Source organism: Aggregatibacter sp. HK296 (assembly GCF_980469475.1).
Window position 1 is genome coordinate 1,035,421 of sequence record NZ_OZ413142.1, and the last position, 17,801, is coordinate 1,053,221.

The 17,801-nt window shown below is 42.0% G+C and carries 18 protein-coding genes and 1 pseudogene; 10 read left to right on the forward strand and 9 right to left on the reverse strand.

The features are described from left to right. Positions 1-171 precede the first annotated feature (171 nt). The 3 genes from msrB to AC30SH_RS04895 are packed head-to-tail and all read left to right on the forward strand — an operon-like array spanning position 172 to position 2,385. Entirely contained in the window at positions 172-1,242 is a 1,071-nt protein-coding gene (msrB, locus tag AC30SH_RS04885) for a peptide-methionine (R)-S-oxide reductase MsrB (protein ID WP_212510680.1), read from the forward strand. Positions 1,243-1,245: 3 nt separating this feature from the next. Next, positions 1,246-1,887 carry a cytochrome c biogenesis protein CcdA gene (locus AC30SH_RS04890; protein ID WP_212510679.1) on the forward strand — a complete coding sequence of 214 codons (642 nt, stop codon included), beginning with the start codon at positions 1,246-1,248 and terminating at the stop codon, positions 1,885-1,887. A gap of 15 nt (positions 1,888-1,902) precedes the next feature. Next, positions 1,903-2,385, forward strand: a complete 483-nt coding sequence (locus AC30SH_RS04895; protein ID WP_489582223.1) for a redoxin family protein — start codon at positions 1,903-1,905, stop codon at positions 2,383-2,385. A gap of 73 nt (positions 2,386-2,458) precedes the next feature. Here the strand turns inward: AC30SH_RS04895 and AC30SH_RS04900 are convergent, their stop codons facing one another. Next, on the reverse strand, positions 2,459-3,088 hold the full coding sequence (locus tag AC30SH_RS04900; protein ID WP_489582224.1) for a DUF1919 domain-containing protein: 630 nt from the start codon (positions 3,086-3,088) through the stop codon (positions 2,459-2,461). A 58-nt stretch (positions 3,089-3,146) separates the two neighbouring features. Continuing rightward, complete coding sequence (locus tag AC30SH_RS04905) at positions 3,147-4,106, reverse strand: oxidoreductase (RefSeq protein ID WP_489582225.1); 960 nt, start codon at positions 4,104-4,106, stop codon at positions 3,147-3,149. 60 nt (positions 4,107-4,166) lie between these two features. Between AC30SH_RS04905 and ybaK the strand changes: the two genes are divergently transcribed. Beyond that, positions 4,167-4,646: a Cys-tRNA(Pro) deacylase gene (ybaK, locus tag AC30SH_RS04910; RefSeq protein WP_109103744.1), complete on the forward strand. Its 480-nt coding sequence runs from the start codon at positions 4,167-4,169 to the stop codon at positions 4,644-4,646. 112 nt (positions 4,647-4,758) lie between these two features. Here ybaK and AC30SH_RS04915 read toward each other — a convergent pair whose 3' ends face one another. Next, positions 4,759-6,156: an MATE family efflux transporter gene (locus tag AC30SH_RS04915; protein ID WP_212510675.1), complete on the reverse strand. Its 1,398-nt coding sequence runs from the start codon at positions 6,154-6,156 to the stop codon at positions 4,759-4,761. Between the two features lie 24 nt (positions 6,157-6,180). On the opposite strand from AC30SH_RS04915, the gene AC30SH_RS04920 reads away from it, so the two are divergent. Then, positions 6,181-6,795, forward strand: coding sequence for a riboflavin synthase subunit alpha (locus AC30SH_RS04920; RefSeq protein ID WP_212510674.1), 615 nt, complete (start codon positions 6,181-6,183; stop codon positions 6,793-6,795). Between the two features lie 100 nt (positions 6,796-6,895). Then, on the forward strand, positions 6,896-7,198 hold the full coding sequence (gene yhbY / locus AC30SH_RS04925; protein ID WP_212510673.1) for a ribosome assembly RNA-binding protein YhbY: 303 nt from the start codon (positions 6,896-6,898) through the stop codon (positions 7,196-7,198). A 67-nt stretch (positions 7,199-7,265) separates the two neighbouring features. Here yhbY and greA read toward each other — a convergent pair whose 3' ends face one another. Next, on the reverse strand, positions 7,266-7,742 hold the full coding sequence (greA, locus tag AC30SH_RS04930) for a transcription elongation factor GreA (RefSeq protein ID WP_109127911.1): 477 nt from the start codon (positions 7,740-7,742) through the stop codon (positions 7,266-7,268). A gap of 183 nt (positions 7,743-7,925) precedes the next feature. Between greA and dacB the strand changes: the two genes are divergently transcribed. Continuing rightward, on the forward strand, positions 7,926-9,344 hold the full coding sequence (gene dacB, locus AC30SH_RS04935) for a serine-type D-Ala-D-Ala carboxypeptidase (protein ID WP_249113894.1): 1,419 nt from the start codon (positions 7,926-7,928) through the stop codon (positions 9,342-9,344). Between the two features lie 110 nt (positions 9,345-9,454). On the opposite strand, the gene folE is transcribed toward dacB, so the two are convergent. Next, the gene (gene folE / locus AC30SH_RS04940; RefSeq protein WP_111294286.1) at positions 9,455-10,111 is read right to left on the reverse strand and encodes a GTP cyclohydrolase I FolE; all 657 of its coding nucleotides are present in this window, start codon (positions 10,109-10,111) and stop codon (positions 9,455-9,457) included. 192 nt (positions 10,112-10,303) lie between these two features. On the opposite strand from folE, the gene moeA reads away from it, so the two are divergent. Together moeA and moeB are read left to right on the forward strand one after the other, a co-directional pair. Next, positions 10,304-11,518, forward strand: coding sequence for a molybdopterin molybdotransferase MoeA (gene moeA / locus AC30SH_RS04945; RefSeq protein WP_212510671.1), 1,215 nt, complete (start codon positions 10,304-10,306; stop codon positions 11,516-11,518). A 15-nt stretch (positions 11,519-11,533) separates the two neighbouring features. Then, positions 11,534-12,262 carry a molybdopterin-synthase adenylyltransferase MoeB gene (moeB, locus tag AC30SH_RS04950; RefSeq protein ID WP_212510670.1) on the forward strand — a complete coding sequence of 243 codons (729 nt, stop codon included), beginning with the start codon at positions 11,534-11,536 and terminating at the stop codon, positions 12,260-12,262. 153 nt (positions 12,263-12,415) lie between these two features. Here moeB and AC30SH_RS04955 read toward each other — a convergent pair. From AC30SH_RS04955 to yfbV, 4 genes and pseudogenes are all read right to left on the reverse strand, one after another. Then, positions 12,416-13,378, reverse strand: a pseudogene (locus AC30SH_RS04955) (hypothetical protein). 178 nt (positions 13,379-13,556) lie between these two features. Next, positions 13,557-15,068, reverse strand: a complete 1,512-nt coding sequence (purF, locus tag AC30SH_RS04960; protein ID WP_212510669.1) for an amidophosphoribosyltransferase — start codon at positions 15,066-15,068, stop codon at positions 13,557-13,559. Positions 15,069-15,081: 13 nt separating this feature from the next. Next, on the reverse strand, positions 15,082-15,627 hold the full coding sequence (locus AC30SH_RS04965) for a CvpA family protein (RefSeq protein ID WP_109127906.1): 546 nt from the start codon (positions 15,625-15,627) through the stop codon (positions 15,082-15,084). Between the two features lie 177 nt (positions 15,628-15,804). Continuing rightward, the gene (gene yfbV / locus AC30SH_RS04970; RefSeq protein ID WP_048750943.1) at positions 15,805-16,248 is read right to left on the reverse strand and encodes a terminus macrodomain insulation protein YfbV; all 444 of its coding nucleotides are present in this window, start codon (positions 16,246-16,248) and stop codon (positions 15,805-15,807) included. 293 nt (positions 16,249-16,541) lie between these two features. Between yfbV and AC30SH_RS04975 the strand changes: the two genes are divergently transcribed. Then, positions 16,542-17,744, forward strand: coding sequence for an acetate kinase (locus AC30SH_RS04975; RefSeq protein ID WP_048750944.1), 1,203 nt, complete (start codon positions 16,542-16,544; stop codon positions 17,742-17,744). The last annotated feature ends 57 nt before the right edge of the window (positions 17,745-17,801 follow it).

Below are 17,801 nucleotides of genomic sequence, written 5' to 3' on the forward strand. Positions count from 1 at the left end.
TAGCCCAATTATTTTTTCGATAAAATTTCTTTTTATTATCCCCTCTTCTTCTATTCATGATTTAATTGTGCCTAAAATTCATGAAAAATGTGTAAGAAAGCCCTAGCAACTTCGTCTAATAAATACAAAGGAATTGGCATTACACTCTTTTCAAGTTACTAAGGAGACCTTATGAAAAAATCAAAATTAGTCCTGATATTGACCGCACTTTTATCCTGTGCAGCAATCCCGACAAGTGTTATGGCAGAAAATCACATTCAACCAACCATGGAGAAAAGCAATATGTCTGAAGCAACAAAAGATCTTCACGAGATTTATTTAGCCGGTGGCTGTTTCTGGGGCATTGAAGCTTATATGGAACGTATTTATGGCGTGGAAGATGCCGTGTCCGGTTATGCCAATGGCAAAGGTGACAAAACCAGTTATCAAATGATCGGCATTACGGATCACGCAGAAACGGTAAAAGTGACCTATGATCGCAATAAAATTTCGCTAGATAAATTACTGAAATATTATTTTCAAGTCATTGATCCGACCAGTGTCAACAAACAAGGTAATGACCGAGGCAGACAATATCGTACCGGTATTTATTATCAAGACTCAGCGGATAAAGCTGTGATTGAAAAAGAACTTGCCGCACTGCAAGAAAAATACAAAAACAAAATTCAAGTTGAAGTGGAACCGTTACGCAATTACGTGTTGGCGGAAGACTACCATCAGGATTATTTAAAGAAAAACCCAAACGGCTATTGCCACATTGATTTGGAACAAGCCAATAACCTCATTATTGATGAGAAAGATTACCCAAAACCAAGCGATGCGGAGCTCAAAGCAAAATTAACCCCGTTACAATATAGCGTGACACAAAACAAAAATACCGAGCATTCTTTTAGTAATGAATATTGGGATAACTTCAAACCGGGCATCTATGTAGATGTCACCACGGGCGAACCGTTGTTCTCCTCTAAAGATAAATTTGAATCCGGTTGCGGTTGGCCGAGTTTTACCAAACCGATTGCTAAAGAGGTGGTAACTTATCAAGACGATCACAGTTTTAATATGCTCAGAACGGAAGTCATCAGCCGTAGCGGAAAAGCCCATTTAGGTCATGTGTTTGACGATGGTCCGAAAGATAAAGGCGGTTTGCGCTATTGCATTAACAGCGCTTCCATCAAATTTATTCCATTGGAAGACATGGCAAAAGAAAACTATGGCTACCTGATTAATGCGGTGAAGGAGTAAAGAATGTTTGATCAGCAGTTATTAATCGGCACGGTTTTCCTTGCCGGTCTAGCCTCCTTTTTGTCGCCTTGTATCTTCCCCATTATTCCTATTTATTTTGGCATTTTGACGAAAGGCGGCAGAAAGATTCTGAACACCTTTTTGTTCATTGCAGGCTTATCCTTAACCTTTGTGAGCCTTGGATTTAGTTTCGGTTTTCTCGGCAATTTGTTCTTTAACGACACCGTTAGAATCATTGCCGGCATTATCGTCATTATTTTAGGAATTCACCAATTAGGTATTATCAAGTTGAATTTCTTAGAAAGAACGAAAGTGGTGGAAGTGAAAACTGAAGGCAAAAGTGCCTCCTTTGAAGCCTTTTTCCTCGGGCTGACATTTAGTCTTGGTTGGACACCTTGTATCGGCCCGATTTTAGCTTCCGTGTTGGCACTTTCCGGTGACGAAGGATCTGCATTATACGGTGCGGCGATGATGATGGTTTATGTATTTGGCTTGGCGACACCATTCGTGCTGTTCTCCTTGTTTTCCCAAGAACTGCTCAAACGCAGCAAAGCACTGAATAAACACTTAGGTAAATTCAAAATTGTCGGTGGATTATTAATTATCGTCATGGGCGTTTTACTCATCACCAATAACTTACAATAAAAGGAAATATTAACTATGAAAAAAATTATTGCATTATTATTCATGGCATTCAGCGTAAATAGCTTTGCCGAAGGAGAAAACTCATTGAAAGACATTCAATTTAAGGACTTAAATAATAACGTGGTCACACTCGATCAAGTTACCACCAAAAGCAAACCGGTTTACATCAAAATGTGGGCGTCTTGGTGTCCGATTTGTCTTGCCGGTTTAGCAGAAATTAACGAACTCAGTGCCGATCAAAACAAAAACTTTGATGTGATCACCATCGTTTCACCGGGAGCCAAAGGCGAAAAGGAAACCCAAGATTTCATTGAGTGGTACAAAGGCTTGGATTACAAAAACATCATTGTGTTGCTCGATGAAAGCGGTGAAACCATTAAACGCGGCAAAGTGCGCGGTTATCCGTCCAGTTTAGTATTGAATGCCAATTTCATGCTTCAGAAAACCTTACCCGGACATTTGGGGACAGCACAAATAAAACAGTTGATGGAGAATTAAATTCTCTCACCATGAAAAAAGTGCGGTGAAAATCCACCGCACTTTTTTATTCTCTTATCTCTGCAAATTGTCTTTAAGGCTGATTAAACCAGGCTACATAATCAAATTGATCGTAATATTTTTTGCCGTTCCAACCAGAGAATGCGAATAAATCGCCCACCTGATCATCTTGCTCAAAACCACGAATATAAAACGCCGATTTCAAGTGCGGATAAGGTTTATGGGTAAACACCACTTTATTTTTAAAGGGTAAGCGATCAAAGGCTTCAAGCTCTTCTTCAATCATACCTTGAGGGCTGTCTTTATCTGTCATCATGATAAATAAATTATCCAAATTGACACGTTTTAAACGGTTTTCCCATTTTTCTTGAGCTTCCTGCTCGCTGTGGTAATGCATAAAATGAATGGGAATGTCGTCCAAACAACCGATGGGATAAGGTTTGTCACTTGGCTTAAAAACTAAGGTTTGCTGATGATAATGGGGTATATTTTGCAAGTAACGAATAAAATCCCGCGGTTTAATAAATAAATTCACAAAAGGCGAATTAAACGGCTCATTTAAATCGTGCAAAATAAACGCGCCGACACAATTACTCGACAGCACCGACATTCCGTGATTTTGTAATCGCGCTCTTAATTCACGATTAATGGCTCTTCTGTGATATTTATTGATTGCACTTCTGATTTTTGAAAATAAAAACATAATGAATACTCTGACAACAAAAAAGTGCGGTGAATTTCTACCGCACTTTTAACTTAAACTAATACCCTTTTTGATACACCAATTCCGCCAATTTCACGCCAAGCAACGCAATATCAAAGCGTTGTTCATCGGCAACCGACCAAAATTGCATACCGTTTTCGAGTGCGGTTAAGCCACCAATATGCAATTTAGGCGCTTCACCGGCTTCAGCTTCCCCGTTTGTAACCGGTGTCAATGCAGACGCTTCACGATAATCCACAAGCTCATTGGCTTGCCATGCTTGAAGCTGTGCTTGCGCGTCAGATTCATACTCCGAACGCAACGTCACCATTTGCGCCATGCCATAAAAAACCGGCACGTGCACTTGATGGAAAATCACATTCGATAATTGAGGAAAGATTTTCTCCACTTGCGCCGCAAGACTTGCAGGCGATTTCGGAGACGGGAACACATCAAACGCCAAGCGTTGTTGTTCCTCATCTAGCGGGATACGCGCCGTTTGCCCAGCCAGTTTATTCACGGTATCGCTATCAATATAAGATGCCGGCAATAAGGAGGTGACTAAAACCTGAGAAAGCGTATTTTCGCGGGCAAATTGTGACACAGAGAAAACAAATTGAGTGACTTGCGGATCTGGTAACGAAACAATGTTACGTTGTAATACAACTAACTGTTCATCATTAATACTTGGCACAATCAACGGCACATCATTTAACGAGGCACACACACCTTTCAAATCAATCACGACACAACCCGCTTGCGCCGCTTTAGCCATATGCGCTGCGTACGCGACATCGCCGGCAAAGAAAACATAATTGAAATCTGACCATTCCGTTTCGTCTAATGGACGTTGTTCGACACTTTTATTATTAAACCGAATTCCTTGTTCTTCACTAAAAGGGAAAAGCTCAACGACGGATAATTTCTCAATTTCTAAACAACTCTGCTCTAATGTCTCCGCCAACTTCTCGCATAAATCAAATTCCGCGACAAGGGCGACATTTAAACTTGTACTCATTTTTTTCTCCGCAGTAAAATAAACGGGCTACATTTTACTGAATTATCATGAGGAAATACAATGACACCGGCGATTGACTTACTGAAAAAACACAAGGTGCCTTTCACGTTACATCACTACGATCACGATCCTGATAATACGCATTTTGGCGACGAGGCCGCTGAAAAATTAGGCATCAATCCCGACCAATCTTTCAAAACCTTATTGGTGGCAGAAAACGGTGATCAGAAAAAGCTCGCCTGTTTCGTCTTACCAACCAGCCATATGTTAAGTTTGAAAAAAGCCGCAAAAGCTCTCGGGGTGAAAAAACTAGAAATGGCAGACAAAGACGCCGCCCAAAAAAGTACAGGCTATCTGGTAGGTGGCATCAGTCCATTAGGTCAAAAGAAACGAGTCACCACCGTCATTGATCATTCCGCCTTAAACTTTGATCAAATTTACGTTTCCGGCGGCAAACGTGGCTTAAGCGTGGAACTCGCACCGCAAGATTTGGCTAAGATCTTAAATGCGCAATTTGTGGACATTGTGGATGAAGGATAAAAGTGCGGTCGATTTTCAGGGCGTTTTTTATTGTCTTCCCTTAATTTATCCTAAAAAACAACCGCACTTTAGATGAAAAAAGCCTGCTACAACGGTAACAGGCGGCTTATGTTTATTTCAACTTTTCCAAGCGTGCTAGCAGCACGTCATCAGGTAATCGCTGAATTTTTCGGAGACGATAAATTAATAAAATCGCGGCTAAGGTTAAACTCACAATAAAGGCAATCCAGAACCCTTTTGCCGCAATACCACCGGTAATAATCAAATCGGTACGTGCCAACGCGTAACCCAGTGGCATACCGACAACCCAATAGCAAAATAACGTGATGTACAAAATGGCTTTGGTGTCTTTATAACCACGCAACACGCCACCGATAATCACTTGTACCGTGTCAGAAAATTGGTATAGCGAGGCAATTAATAATAAGGTACCTGCCATGGCAATCACTTCAACGTCTTTCACAAAAATGGCAGCAATATGCTCACGTAAAATTACCGTTAAAAATGCGGTGATTATCGCAACCGATAATCCGACCGCCAAGGCAGAATACGACACCAGTTTTGCCCCATGTGGCGACTTTTCGCCTAAACGTTGCCCCACTAAAATGGTGGTTGCCATACCAATTGACATGGGCAACATGAAGACAAACGAACTGGTGTTTAAAGCAATTTGGTGGCTCGCCACAACATCAGCACCAAGTGGTGATAGAAATAATGAAGTCAATGCAAATAACGCCACTTCACAACAAAGCGCCATGGCGATAGGAAACCCAAGTTTCAGCAACTTGCTCAATGTACACACATTCGGACGTTCGACAATCTTGTCGAAGACCTTTAAATCACGTTGATTTCTCGCACGCACACAATAGGTCAACATGAGAAGACACATCATCCAGTTCACGATTGCCGTTGCAATACCACAGCCCACCGCCCCAAATGCCGGAATACCGAGTTTGCCGTAAATGAAAATATAGTTAAGGGGAATGTTGAGCATTAAACCGAGGAAAGCAATCACCATGGCAGGCTTGGTTTTGGCAATACCATCATTTAAACAACGAAAATTAATCATTAATAAATAACCCGGCAAGCCCCAAATCATGGCGTGTAAATAGCCGCTTGTGATCTCCGCCAAACGAGGTTCCATATCCATGTTTTGCAACACAACATCGCTGTGATAAATCAACAAGCCGAGCGGAATACAGCTCAACACCACAATCCAAATGCCTTGACGCACCTGATGAGCAATCCGTTTACGCTGACCGGAGCCATTCAAATAGGAAATGGTCGGAGGCAAGGCGAGTAACAACCCGTGTCCGAATAACACCAACGGCAACCAAATGGAGGCACCTACGGAAATGGCTGCCATGTCTGCTGCGCTCACACGCCCTGCCATGATGGTATCCACCATCCCCATGGAATTTTGCGCAATTTGCGCAAGCAAAATCGGAATGGTAATAGCAATTAATTTTTTGGCTTCAATATGATATTCTTTGACGAAGTTTAGATTCATAAATAAATAGATGTCGAGGTCATTATGTTTACAGGCATTGTGCAAGGTACGGCACAAATTAAGGCTATTACAGAAGGGGCTAATTTTAGAACACACGTGGTGGAAATGCCACAAGAAATGCTGAAAGGATTACAAATCGGCGCCTCTGTTGCGCACAATGGCGTGTGTTTAACCGTCACCGAAATCAAAGGCAATTTGGTGAGTTTCGACTTAATGCAAGAAACCTTGAAAATCACTAATTTAGGCGAATTGCAGGTCGGTGATTTCGTGAATATCGAACGCGCCATGCAAATGGGCACAGAAATCGGCGGGCATATTTTATCCGGCCATGTGTATTGCACCGCGAACATCATTGAACGCATTCCTTCCGAAAACAACCTACAGATGTGGTTCCAGCTGCCGAATAAAACCATGATAAAATATGTGTTAACCAAAGGCTTTATTGCCGTGGACGGCATTAGTTTAACTATCGGTGAAGTCCGCAAACAAAGCTTCTGCGTCAACCTGATTCCGGAAACCATTCATCGTACGCTAATTGGCAAGAAAGAGGTGGGCAAAAAAGTCAATATTGAAATCGATCCGCAAACGCAAGCCATTGTGGATACGGTGGAACGTTATTTGACACAGAAAGAAGCCTAAAAGTGCGGTTGTTTTTAGCGGCGTTTTTTCATCAGAATTTATTGGCTAAAACGCCCGTTTTGCTTTAGAATCAGCCATCAATTTTTTCAATGAGATTATTATGTCAATTGCATTATCAACTAAACAAAAACAATATTTAAAAGGCCTCGCCCACCATTTAAGCCCGGTAGTCATGCTCGGTGGCAACGGCTTAACAGAAGGCGTGTTGGCTGAAATTGATTTATCACTCAATCATCACGAATTGATTAAAGTGAAAATCAACGGTTCTGATCGCGAAACCAAACAATTGATTATTGATGCTATCGTGCGTGAAACCGGCGCTGCGGAAGTACAAACTATCGGTCATGTATTAGTGTTGTATCGCCCAAGTGAAGAAAATAAAATTCAACTTCCGCGTAAATAAGACAAAACACAAACATGAAAAAAGGCAGTTATTTAACTGCCTTTTTTGTTATTGATTGCGAAAAAAGTTACACATACTCTACTTCAATAATTTCAAATTCAACCGCGCCGCCCGGCGTAGCAATATTGACGACATCATCCACTTCTTTCCCCACCAAACCACGAGCAATCGGCGAATTCACAGAAATCAACCCGTTTTTAATGTCAGCCTCATCATCGCCCACAATACGATAAGTCACTTCTTCATCCGTATTGGTATTAAATAACACCACCGTTGCACCAAAGATCACTTTGCCGTTATTGGGAATTTTGGTGACATCAATGACTTGGCTGTTACCGAGTTTACCTTCGATTTCCTGAATGCGTCCTTCACAGAAACCTTGTTGTTCGCGTGCTGCATGATATTCCGCATTCTCTTTTAAGTCGCCATGTTCACGTGCTTCTGCAATGGCTTTGATAATTTCCGGGCGACGTTCATTCTTCAAATAATCCAGTTCTTCGCGCAATAATTGCGCGCCACGAACGGTCATTGGAATTTGTTGCATTCTTCTTTTCCCTAAATTTAAACAAAAGAAAAACTGTGGAATCCCAGGGATTCCACAGCATAAATTAATCCGTTATAGAGGGAGAAAAGCATTTACTCCCGCGTATTCGCGTACTATTATTGTTCGCCTGAAAAAAAATAGCAACCTCAAGTCTAAATTATGTGTCAGTTTTACTCATTTCGTATGTTCAAAAAAATCTGTTTTCTCCTTGGCTTAACAGCAACCACTTCGACTTTTGCCTATGTTGATGTAAACAATTACCTCGACAAACTACCTGAGGGTGCAAATTTGGCTTTTATCGCCAAAAACATTAATCAAAATAAGATTGTCGCCGACTATCAAGGGCAAACCTTCATGTTACCCGCCAGTACACAAAAAGTGTTCACCGCGTTGGCGGCAAAATTAGCGCTCGGCGATTCATTTCAATTTCAGACCGCTCTTTTAACCAACGGAAAAGTACAAAATGGTCAACTCGACGGCGACTTAATCGTGCGTTTCACCGGCGACCCGGATCTCACCAGCGGACAATTATTCAACTTATTCGCAGAATTAAAGAAACAAAACATCAATAAAATCACCGGAAATCTGATTTTGGATACTTCTGTGTTTACCGGTCATGATCGCGGTTTAGGTTGGATTTGGAACGACCTGACCATGTGTTTTAATTCTCCACCTGCGGCGGTAAACATTGATAATAACTGCTTTTATGTGGATATTGATGCGAACCTGCCGGAAGGACAACAAGTCAAATTTAACGTGCCGTCACAGTACCCGATTCAAGTGTTCGGACAGGTTTATGTGGCCGGCAAAGAGGAAGCCGGCTATTGTCAATTAGATGCAGTGGTACACGACAATAACCGCTATCAAGTGAAAGGTTGTTTAGCGCGCCAAGCCAAGCCTTTTGGATTGAGTTTTGCTGTACAAGATCCCGATGCTTATGCTGCGGCAATCATTCAACGTCAACTAAAACGCCTGAACATTGAATTTAACGGACAAGTACAACAACCCTATCGCCAGCAACAAGGACAAGTTTTAGCACAACATCTCTCGAAACCCTTGCCAGAACTCATCAAGAAAATGATGAAAAAATCCGATAACCAAATTGCCGATGCCTTGTTCCGTACTATCGCTTATCATAAATACAAGCGCCCCGCCTCCTTCCAACTGGGGACATTAGCGATGAAAAGCGTGTTATCGCAGGTAGGCATTAAATTTGGCAACAGTATTATTGCTGACGGTTCCGGGCTTTCCCGCCATAATTTGGTCGCACCACAAACCATGTTACAGGTGTTAGATTACATTGCTAAAAATGAAGACAAATTACATTTACTGGACTCGTTCCCGATTGCCGGTGTGGATGGCACCTTGAGCGGACGCGGTTCCTTAATCAATCCGCCATTAATAAAAAATGTGATAGCGAAAACCGGGGCATTAAAAGGCGTGTATAACTTGGCAGGCTACCTCACCAACGCGCGTGGAGAAAAAGTGGCATTCGTACAATTCATCAATGGATATTCTACCGGCGATTTAGAAAGCAAAACCAAACGTGCACCGTTAGTGCAATTTGAAAGCGGCGTGTATAACGCGCTCTATCAAGATTAATGTAACCGGCTAAAACTAAACAAGAAGTGCGGTGGATTTTTCAAACGTTTTAAAACGTCATGAAAATCCACCGCACTTTTAATTGAACGACTGACTAAACCGTCGCAAAATTATTTATTAATCAAACTCAAAAATTCTTTACGGGTTTCGCGATCTTCTAAGAACACGCCACCAAAGGCAGAAGTGACTGTATAACTGTTTGCGTCTTTAATGCCACGACATTTCACACAAAAATGCGTTGCTTTCACATACACGGCAACATCGTCCGTTTCTAAAATTGTTTGGAATGCCAATAAAATTTGCTCTGTTAAACGCTCTTGTACTTGAGGGCGTTGAGCAAAAAAAGACACTACGCGATTAATTTTAGATAAACCGATGACCCATTTTTTCGGGTAATAGGCCACAGAAACCTTACCGTCGATGGTCACGAAATGATGCTCACATGTACTGGTTAATGTGACATCATTCACTAGCACCATTTCGCTAACTTTCATACGGTTAGCAATATTAGTAATCTTAGGAAAATTAGCGTAATCCAAGCCACTGAAGATTTCATCTACAAACATTTTTGCAAGACGTGACGGGGTTTCTTCAATACTGTCGTCATTTAAATCTAAACCGATTAAACGTAAAACTTCCCGCATGTGTTGTTCGATTTTTGTGCGGCGTTCATCTTTTGTTTCATTCAACACCGCCATCGGTGTTTCAATTCCTTTCTGAACCAGCGCCGTACGGACTTTCTCTGCTTCAGGTGAAATATCGTTCATTTACTGCTCCCAATAAAAATAATGCCGCATTTTAACAAAATCACCGACAATAATAAAATGAAGATAATGACTAGCCTCCATGAAAAGTTTTATTTAAAACCTGTTTCAACATGTTCTCTTGCAAGTATTTTTTGAAACATCCTAAAGCCCGAGTATAATGGGCGGACTTTTTTATTCTTACAAGGATTCCGTATGTTGCCGCTGTCTCAAGCACTTGAACAAATGTTAAATCAACTTCCTTCTCCGACTGGCACGGAAACGTTGCCGATACATCAAGCCAGTCAACGAATTTGTGCTGAAAATGTCATTTCTCCGATTAATGTCCCTTCTTTCGATAACTCTGCGATGGACGGTTATGCAGTACGGTTGGCAGATTTACAACAATCCATGACACTCTCTGTTGCTGGGAAAGCCTTTGCCGGTGCGCCTTTTGAGGGAGAATGGACGGCACAAAGTGCAGTCAGAATTATGACCGGTGCGATGATTCCCCAAGGCGCTGACGCGGTGGTAATGCAAGAAGAGGTTCAAGTGAACGATGATGGCTCGGTGACGTTCACCAGTCTGCCTAAATTGGGGCAAAACATTCGCCGTATTGGGGAAGATGTAAAAGAAGGCGATGTGGTATTACAACAAGGCGCATTGTTAAACGCGGTATCCTTACCCCTACTTGCCTCTCTAGGCATTGAAAAGGTGAAGGTTTTCCCACGATTAAAAGTGGCCGTGCTTTCTACCGGCGATGAGCTGGTTCCAGTCGGTCAACCGTTACAAGCCGGTCAAATTTATGACACGAACCGTTTCACCGTAAAACTGTTGTTAGAGAAACTCAATTGCGACGTATTGGATTTTGGTATTTTGCCGGACAACGAAGCGCAATTTGAAAAGGCCTTTTTGGAAGCCCAACAACAAGCAGATTTGGTCATCACCAGTGGCGGGGTGTCTGTGGGGGAAGCGGATTTCACCAAACATATTTTAGAAAAAGTCGGCAAAATCAACTTCTGGAAAATTGCCATTAAACCGGGCAAGCCTTTTGCTTTTGGTAAATTAGAAAAAGCCTGGTTCTGTGGCTTGCCGGGCAATCCGGTATCAGCCTTGGTGACCTTCTATCAATTAGTACAACCAGCAATCGCCAAATTGAGCGGTTACAGTCAATGGAGAGCGCCAATGCGTTTACCGGCCATTGCGGCGAGCAATCTGAAAAAAGCACCGGGACGCTTAGACTTCCAACGAGGTTTCTACCAACTCAATGCACAAGGTCAAATTGAAGTACAACCGGTAGGCTTCCAAGGCTCGCATTTGTTTAGTTCCTTTGAGAAAAGCAACTGTTTTATCGTGTTGGAACAAGAGCGGGGCAACGTTGTTGCAGGTGAAACCGTCACCATCGAACCGTTTAACGATTTATTACGCTAATACATTGAGTTTGCTATGGAATTAAGCCATCAGGAAGAATTGCGTTACAACCGTCAAATCGTGTTGAAAGACATTGATTTTGACGGACAAGAAACGTTAAAAAGTAGCAAAATGCTGATTGTTGGTCTCGGCGGATTAGGTTGTGCCGCCGGCCAATATTTAGCTGTTGCCGGTGTGGGGCATTTAACCTTACTGGATTTCGACTCCGTAGATTTATCCAATTTACAACGCCAAGTATTGCATGATGACAGTCGCCTTGGTATGCCAAAAGTGGAATCAGCGAAACTTTCCTTGCAACGTCTGAACCCGCACATTCAGGTGGACACTATCCATCAATTATTGGATGAACAACAACTTCACGACTTAGTTAGCAAATTTGATGTGGTATTGGATTGCACCGACAACATCACGACACGCAATCAATTAGATTTAGCTTGTGCCACCCATAAAATCCCACTCATTTCCGGCGCAGCTATTCGTATGGAAGGACAGGTTTCTGTTTTCACCTATGAAGACAATACGCCAACCTATCATACGCTCAGCCGCTTATTCGGCGACAACGCGTTAAGCTGTGTAGAAGCCGGCGTATTGGCACCGATTGTCGGTTTGGTTGGTTCTATTCAAGCCTTAGAAGCCATCAAAGTGCGGTTAAAAATCGGCAAGAATTTGTGTGGCAGGTTATTATTGATTGATGGAATGACGATGTCGGTAAGAGAAGTCAAATTGCCGAATAGCAGTATGTAAATAATGGAGGCACGCAACGGAAAATGCGTGCCTCCATGAAATTGTTTAAATATTCAATTATGCTTTTCTAAAAAACACATTCAAAATCCACCGCACTTTATCCCCTCTATTTCAATCATAGTTAATCAGACAATAAAAATACGTTACGTTATTTTAAAAGATGGCTTCTAAACGTAAAAATGCACCGATATGATGGCGACGATCATGGTTTTTATCATTGTAGTAATTCAATTCAGGCTGAATAAAAAACCACTGACGCAAAATCGGCTGACGCCAAGTAATAAATGGGCCGTATTGGTTAAGATGAAATTGTTTATTATCGATATCACCCCAATAAAAATGCCATAATTTAGCCGTTTATAGTTGTTGAAGTCGTGTTGACGATAAAAACTGTTCCCCCAAGAGTTTTTCTCATCAATATCATGTTCAGACTGCAAATACAGGTGATTCGCAAGAAGAGTATTCGCCGAATCCCGATACTTGTTTTCAAAGTTCGTCCGCAAATAATGTTTACTATTGGTTCCGTAGCGGTAAATTTGCTCCAATCGGGTAGAGAAACGATCAGTAATAAGCCATTCTTTTCCTGCTCTAAAGCGTAAATAAATATCGCTACCGGAACGAATAGCTAGATCGATGTCAGTATCAATGCCTAATTTTTTAATGGAGTCGGACCAGCGTAAACCGACCGAGGCATTATCTTTCCGTGTTTGACGCCGATCATAATGTTTATTTTTATTTAATGGTTGGTTATAAACCTTACCGATATAGTTTTTATCTCGCGTTTCATTATCTAAATCTTCATCACCAAAGACTAAACTCAAGTGTTTTTTTTTATGCCGGCAGGCGAATTTTCCCACGGATACGTGGTTTAATGGAAAAGTGATCATAATGATCCTATTGGCTATCCAACATGATACGCAAGCCGGCAGTCGCTAGTTGATTAGGATCTGGCTCTCCCATCCATTCATCCATCGCATGCGCCTACCTACGCAGGGTGGCTCGTATTTCTTGGTGTTGTTCATCTACCCATGTTTTTTCCTGTTCTTCCGCCAAAACACCGAAGGACGGTAACAAACCGATAAAAACAGATGCTCTTAACAAAGAGGATTTTTTCATATGTAGCTCCTTTACTTATATCGATGCCGTATTAGCCCTATATTTATGCGATTTAAGACAAACCTGTCACAAAAAATCCACATGTAAATGACGTTTCTATTAAATTTCTTATTTGCCGGCTTCTACATAAAACAAACGGCGCCTAATGCGCCGTTTGTTTTGATAAATGGAAGCTTCTCTATCTCTCGTTATGCATCTCAAGATTAGAAGAATCCTTTTCGCGTTTTTTCTTCGCAGCATCATTACGTTGTTCAGCGATGTTATCCAGATAGGCTTCGGTAATATCACCGGTGACATAACAACCTGTGAACACGGAACAATCAAATGCTTTAATGGATGGGTTTTCTTGTTGTACAGAGCCGGTTAAATCCGCTAAGTCTTGGAATACTAATTTATCCACGCCGATAAGTTTGGCGATTTCGTCAGTATTACGTTCATAGGCAATTAATTCGCTGCGCGTCGGCATATCGATACCATATACGTTCGGATAGCGAATTTCCGGTGCTGCGGAAGCAAAATACACTTTTTTCGCGCCGGCAGCGCGAGCCATCTCTACGATTTGTTCAGAGGTCGTGCCACGCACGATAGAGTCATCCACCAATAACACATTTTTGCCCTTAAATTCAGAAGCAATGGTATTCAATTTGCGACGAACAGAACTCACTCGCTGCGCTTGACCCGGCATAATGAATGTGCGGCCGACATAACGATTTTTTACAAATCCTTGGCGATAAGGTTTGTTCAACACATTAGCAATACGCAAGGCAATATCATTAGAGGTTTCCGGCACCGGAATCACCACATCAATATCCATGTCTTGCCATTCACGGGCGATTTTTTCCCCTAAACGTTGTCCCATGTGCACACGGGCTGCGTAAACAGAAACCCCGTCAATGCAGGAATCCGGGCGGGCAAAATAGACATATTCAAAAATACACGGCGTTAACACGGGATTATCAGCACATTGTTCCGCATATAGTTCACCGTCAAAGGTAATAAAAATCGCTTCTCCCGGTGCCACATCACGCATGAATTCAAAACCGACGACATCCAGTGCGACACTTTCGGAAGCCACCATGTATTCAGTTTTGCCGTTTTCTTCACGTTTACCTAACACCAGAGGACGAATACCATGAGGATCGCGAAACGCCACCATGCCGTGATCGATGATCATCGCAATACATGCATAAGCACCTCGAATATCTGTATGCGTTTGTTTCACTGCATTAAAAATATCTTGCGGTGTTAAAGCGTATTTTTGTGGTTGATCGAGGTGATAAGCAAGAATGTTCAATAAAAGTTCGGAGTCGGAATTGGTGTTCACATGACGGCGGGCAAGATTAAAGAGTTTTTCTTTCAATTCGGCAGAGTTTGTTAAATTGCCGTTATGCACCAAGGTTAAACCATAAGGCGAGTTCACATAAAACGGCTGTGCTTCCGAGACGCTGGAACTTCCTGCGGTAGGATAACGTACATGGCCGATGCCGGTATTGCCCGCTAAACGCAACATATGTACCTGTTGAAACACATCACTCACCAAACCGTTCGCTTTACGCAAACGAAAGCGGTTTTCGTCATCAATGGTGACGATACCTGCAGCATCCTGTCCGCGATGCTGTAAAACGGTTAAGGCATCATAAATTGCTTGATTTACCGGGGTTTGACTGACAATACCGACAATACCGCACATGCTCGTTGTTCCTCTACTGATTCTGAGTTGAAGTTGGGATTGGATTTGAAGCCGGCGTAGTCACTTGCTCCAAATTCAAGGTTGAATTTAAAAAACTGGAATTTGCTTGTATCTGTTGAAAGAACCAATCCACCACAAAACGAAAGTGCGGTATTAATTTTGACTCTTTCCACCAATCACTTTGATTTGACGCGGTGAACGTATCCAAGAAAAATAAAATTGCCGCCACAATGAGCACGCCACGTAATAGCCCGAAGCAAGCACCAAGTACTCGATCCGTCCCGCTTAAGCCGGTACGATCCACTAACTGACCTAATACATAATTCACGATAGCGCCAACAATCAATGAGGCAATAAATAAGATAGCAATGGCAACACCATTGCGGATATACAGGGATTCAATGGAGGTTAACAAACCCGCCAAATACACATAAAAATTGCTTGCAATAAAAAATGCCACAATCCAACTGGCTAGTGACATCACTTCGCGGACGAAGCCGCGTAATAAGCTGACAATAACGGAAAAAACAATAATGCCGATAATAATGTAATCAATCATCAAATCATCTCTAAAGTGTTGAAAAAGACACTTCTATTTGCAACGGGCGCTATTCTAGCAAAAAAAGAAAACGTTTGCGCAAAAAATTACGCACTAAAAAACGCCCTTTTGCACAAAGAAGCAAAGGGGCGTCACTATACCATTGTTATGTTTGGGAATATAGAAAAAATCGGTGGGTTAAAGCTCCTGCCAAAAATCACGGGGTAATTTTTTCTGAGCAAGATTCAATAGCTTTGCTAAATCCAAATAAGTGAGCTTGTCGGGGAAAGAAGGTAAGGTATCCTCCGTCTCTCTCAATTTTTCAAAAACGCGTTGAAAACCCACCGCACTTTGAGGTGATAATGGCGTTTGTGCGCGTTTGCCCAACCAATAAAAGCCTTGTAAAGGCAAGCATAACGCAAATAAAGCACTTAACACCGCAACAGCAAGTGCCATATTGTCGCCATGCGCATAAATTTGCTGCCACACCACAAATAATACCGCAAGAAACGGCATCATTTTCTGGGCAAATAAGGTTGCTTTAATAATGCGATTTTCGGGAAAAATAGCGCCTAACTTTGGTTCTAAAGGCCAACTATTTAAATATTGTTGCCCAACTTTTAATGTACGATAAAAACCCATTTCATGCTTATCCTTAGTTTTAATCCGAATGAAGGTTGCTCAACATAACATAAACCGAGCTATTTTTTCATTTTCTACATAACCACCTCTTCTTTGGTAGTCTCTTTTTTCGGGGAAAATGAATCACTTATCAAATGTAAAAAATTTGCTAAATTTTTTGATTCAAGTCGCATTTTTTGTCGTTGAGAATTTATTTTAAAGAGTGAAAGGTGTATCCTATCGCAGTTTAATTTTCTATTATTCGTTCAATATTTGAACGAATTTTGTTTAACTCAAACCAGTATAGGTCGCTTATGTCTGAAAAATTAGTCCTAATCCTCAATTGTGGTAGCTCTTCATTAAAATTTTCTATTTTGAATCCTGCCACCGGCGAAGAAAAATTGTCCGGCTTAGCCGAAGCGTTTTACTTACCTGAAGCCCGTATCAAATGGAAATTACACGGCGAAAAAGGACAGGCTGATTTAGGTGCCGGTGCCGCTCACGCCGAAGCGTTAAATTTTGTTGTCAATAACATTTTCTCGCTTGATCCTGAATTACAAAAAGGCGTTGTTGCTATCGGTCACCGTATCGTACACGGCGGCGAAAAATTCACTTCTTCCGTTATCGTTACCGATGAAGTGGTTAAAGGCATCGAAGATGCAATTCAATTTGCGCCATTGCACAACCCTGCACACTTAATCGGTATCAAAGAGGCATTCAAACTCTTCCCGCATTTGAAAGAGAAAAACGTGGTGGTATTTGATACTGCATTCCATCAAACCATGCCGGAAGAGGCGTACTTATACGCATTACCTTACTCTTTATATCGCGATCACGGTGTTCGTCGCTACGGCGCACACGGTACAAGCCACTATTATGTCAGCCGTGAAGCGGCAAAACGTTTAGGCGTCGCAGAAGACAAAGTAAACGTGATCACTTGCCATTTAGGTAACGGCGGTTCCGTATCCGCAATTCGTCATGGCGAATGTATCGATACCTCTATGGGTTTAACCCCGTTAGAAGGTTTAGTGATGGGTACCCGTTGTGGTGACATCGACCCGGCTATCGTTTTCTACATGCACGACACCCTTGGTATGTCCGTTGAAGAAATCAACACCACCTTAACGAAAAAATCCGGTTTGCTTGGTTTAACCGAAGTCACCAGTGACTGCCGTTATGCCGAAGACAACTATGACAAAGAAATCCCGGCAAAACGCGCATTAGACGTTTATTGCTACCGTTTAGCGAAATACATCGGTTCTTATATGGCCGTTATCGGTGAGCGTTTGGATGCCATCGTCTTTACCGGCGGTATTGGTGAAAACTCTGCGCACGTACGCGAACTCACCTTAGCGCACTTAAAATTATTCGGTTATAAATTGGATAATGAGAAAAACATGGCTGCCCGTTTTGGTAACGAAGGCGTGATTACCGCTGACAACACCCCAGTCGCCATGGTTATTCCAACCAATGAAGAATTAGTGATCGCACAAGACACCGCACGTCTTTGCATCTAAAACGTAATCTATAAACTGCCGATTTATTCGGCAGTTTCTTTTTAATCCTCTATTCCA

Bases quoted from the DNA above. Each gene is read 5' to 3' on its own strand.
- msrB (WP_212510680.1), top strand. From the start codon at position 172: ATGAAAAAATCAAAATTAGTCCTGATATTGACCGCACTTTTATCCTGT.
- AC30SH_RS04890 (WP_212510679.1), top strand. From the start codon at position 1,246: ATGTTTGATCAGCAGTTATTAATCGGCACGGTTTTCCTTGCCGGTCTA.
- AC30SH_RS04895 (WP_489582223.1), top strand. From the start codon at position 1,903: ATGAAAAAAATTATTGCATTATTATTCATGGCATTCAGCGTAAATAGC.
- AC30SH_RS04900 (WP_489582224.1), bottom strand. From the start codon at position 3,088: ATGTTTTTATTTTCAAAAATCAGAAGTGCAATCAATAAATATCACAGA.
- AC30SH_RS04905 (WP_489582225.1), bottom strand. From the start codon at position 4,106: ATGAGTACAAGTTTAAATGTCGCCCTTGTCGCGGAATTTGATTTATGC.
- ybaK (WP_109103744.1), top strand. From the start codon at position 4,167: ATGACACCGGCGATTGACTTACTGAAAAAACACAAGGTGCCTTTCACG.
- AC30SH_RS04915 (WP_212510675.1), bottom strand. From the start codon at position 6,156: ATGAATCTAAACTTCGTCAAAGAATATCATATTGAAGCCAAAAAATTA.
- AC30SH_RS04920 (WP_212510674.1), top strand. From the start codon at position 6,181: ATGTTTACAGGCATTGTGCAAGGTACGGCACAAATTAAGGCTATTACA.
- yhbY (WP_212510673.1), top strand. From the start codon at position 6,896: ATGTCAATTGCATTATCAACTAAACAAAAACAATATTTAAAAGGCCTC.
- greA (WP_109127911.1), bottom strand. From the start codon at position 7,742: ATGCAACAAATTCCAATGACCGTTCGTGGCGCGCAATTATTGCGCGAA.
- dacB (WP_249113894.1), top strand. From the start codon at position 7,926: ATGTTCAAAAAAATCTGTTTTCTCCTTGGCTTAACAGCAACCACTTCG.
- folE (WP_111294286.1), bottom strand. From the start codon at position 10,111: ATGAACGATATTTCACCTGAAGCAGAGAAAGTCCGTACGGCGCTGGTT.
- moeA (WP_212510671.1), top strand. From the start codon at position 10,304: ATGTTGCCGCTGTCTCAAGCACTTGAACAAATGTTAAATCAACTTCCT.
- moeB (WP_212510670.1), top strand. From the start codon at position 11,534: ATGGAATTAAGCCATCAGGAAGAATTGCGTTACAACCGTCAAATCGTG.
- purF (WP_212510669.1), bottom strand. From the start codon at position 15,068: ATGTGCGGTATTGTCGGTATTGTCAGTCAAACCCCGGTAAATCAAGCA.
- AC30SH_RS04965 (WP_109127906.1), bottom strand. From the start codon at position 15,627: ATGATTGATTACATTATTATCGGCATTATTGTTTTTTCCGTTATTGTC.
- yfbV (WP_048750943.1), bottom strand. From the start codon at position 16,248: ATGGGTTTTTATCGTACATTAAAAGTTGGGCAACAATATTTAAATAGT.
- AC30SH_RS04975 (WP_048750944.1), top strand. From the start codon at position 16,542: ATGTCTGAAAAATTAGTCCTAATCCTCAATTGTGGTAGCTCTTCATTA.